Genomic DNA, 723 nt, shown 5'->3' on the forward strand with positions numbered 1-723 from the left:
ATGTAGCAATCGCTCCGCGATTCTTTTTCCGGCTAACTAGTTTGTGCCTTGCCCGTCATCCTCCCCCTTGTTTTCATAGCCCCTTTTCAGATCACTTTGCGGCGCGGAAAACGCCTCAGACCGTGCCGGCAATGGCGTTTTCGAGCAAGGTCAGCGCCGCCTTCTTGGTCAGCTTGACCGGGTTACCGCCGGCGGTCGGATCGACCACCGCCATGTCGGCGATCAGCGCCTTGCGCTTCTTGTCCATGTCGAGCCCCTTGATAAGGCCCGGCAGCGCATGCGGCACCTTCAATTCCTTGCGCAGCTTGATAATCGCCTTGGCGAACCCGTCGAAGCCGCCCTTGATGCCGCAATAGGCGGCGAGCCGGCCGATACGCTCCTCGATGGAGTCACGGTTGAAGGCGAGCACATAGGGCATGAACACCGCATTGGTCATGCCGTGATGGGTGTCATAGAGCGCACCGACCGGATGCGACAGCGAATGGATGGCGCCGAGCCCCTTCTGGAAGGCAGTGGCGCCCATGGCGGCGGCGCTCATCATGTGGGCGCGCGCGACGAGATCCCTGCCGTTGGCATAGGCCTTCGGCAGGTTCTCGAAGACCAGCCTCACACCTTCGACGGCGATGCCGTCGGCCATCGGATGATAGCCCGGCGCGCAATAGGCCTCGAGACAGTGGGCGAGCGCATCCATGCCGGTGCCGGCGGTGATGAAGCCGGGCATGC

The 723-nt window shown here is 62.5% G+C and carries 1 protein-coding gene; it reads right to left on the bottom strand.

What is annotated here, in order from left to right; genetic code table 11:
• Positions 1-115: 115 nt before the first annotated feature.
• The coding region (locus tag EN994_RS33995) for an iron-containing alcohol dehydrogenase (RefSeq protein WP_127308286.1) at positions 116-723 on the bottom strand (608 nt) is incomplete at its 5' end.

The sequence above is a fragment of the Mesorhizobium sp. M7A.F.Ca.CA.002.09.1.1 genome (assembly GCF_003998555.1).
Classification (GTDB): domain Bacteria; phylum Pseudomonadota; class Alphaproteobacteria; order Rhizobiales; family Rhizobiaceae; genus Mesorhizobium; species Mesorhizobium ciceri.